This is a genomic window from Paraburkholderia sp. C35 (assembly GCF_003121405.1).
Lineage (GTDB): Bacteria > Pseudomonadota > Gammaproteobacteria > Burkholderiales > Burkholderiaceae > Paraburkholderia.
The window spans coordinates 1-1,270 of sequence record NZ_QBUY01000220.1 but is presented as its reverse complement, the minus strand read 5'-3'; the positions used below and the strand labels follow the sequence as shown (position 1 = coordinate 1,270).

Sequence of the window (1,270 nt, the reverse complement as noted above, 5' to 3'; positions counted from 1 at the left end):
TATTTGTTACGGGTGCAAATCGCGGTCTCGGTCTGGCATTCGCTCGCGAGGCAGTGGCACGCGGTGCGACGAAGGTTTACGCAGGTATGCGTAACCCTGACAACTTCAGCGAGCCGGGCATTGAACCCGTCAAGCTTGACGTCAACGACGTGGAGTCAATTGCCGCGGCCGCCAAAGCTGCTCCCGATGTCACGCTACTCGTGAACAACGCGGGTATCGCGGAACTGACTCAGGAACATTTTACCGAGCAAGAAATCGATCAGGCCCGTCGGTTCTTCGAGACGAACTACTTCGGCATGATCCGCGTGACGAACGCTTTCCACAGTGCTTTGGTGGCAGGCAAAGGCGCCATCGTCAATATTCTTTCGGATGCGACATGGAAGGTCGTCCCCGTCCTCTCGCCATACTCTGCGACGAAGGCAGCTGCATGGAGCTATACGAATAACATTCGTGCGCTGCTCCGCGAAAAGGACGTGCAGGTGGTGGGACTTCACGTCGGCTTTCTGGATACCGATCTCGCCAAAGATGTCGATCTGCCCAAGACCGATCCACGGGACGTGGCGCGCCAGGCATATGATGTCGTCGACGCCGGCGGGAGCGAAGTCCTCGCTGATGCAGGCACGCGTGCCATCAAGAGCACGCTTTCGGCCGAGATTCCTGCTTACATCGATCCGTCGGTGGTGTAAAGACGTTTGCCAGATTCCGACAGCAGTGATCCTTTGGAAATCGAACGCATATGAAAAAGGTAAATCGCATTCCGATGCCAACCGAGCCGGATGATCCGGACTTGTGCTTCTGCCTGACGGGGCGTCGCAGTGCGCGATTCATCACGCGTATCTATGAAGGGCACCTGGAGGCTGTCGGTCTGACGTCGTCACAATTCTCTATCCTCTCGATCTTGGCGCGATACCCAGGTAGCACAGTGATCGAACTGGCCCGGAGGATGGAGATGGATCGTACGACACTGATTCGGACCGTGCGCCCCTTGAAAGACGAAGGTTCTGTCGCAGAGGGGCGTGAGAAGCTGGGACGAGCAGTGACGCTACATCTTGGCGCTCGTGGGGTAGAGAGGCTCGAAGAAGGTCGCCCTTTCTGGGAGGCCGCCCAACGCGAGTTTGAGGAACGCGTGGGCAAACTCGAGGCCGCCCGTTTCCGGGAACTAGCGCTGGCGGTGACGTCCCGCACCGACTAGCAACTCTGCAGTCAAAGCTGTCTCAAATGATCGAGCAGGCCTGTGGCCGGTCTCAGTTCGAGTTGAGACGCTCTGCAA

The 1,270-nt window shown here is 57.8% G+C and carries 2 protein-coding genes; both read left to right on the top strand.

Features of this window, described 5'->3' with window-relative positions:
• Positions 1-686 (top strand): SDR family oxidoreductase (locus tag DK391_RS44030; protein WP_109484275.1); only part of this gene is annotated, 686 nt, incomplete at its 5' end.
• 50 nt (positions 687-736) lie between these two features.
• Entirely contained in the window at positions 737-1,192 is a 456-nt protein-coding gene (locus DK391_RS44025) for a MarR family transcriptional regulator (protein ID WP_109484274.1), read from the top strand.
• Positions 1,193-1,270: the final 78 nt, after the last annotated feature.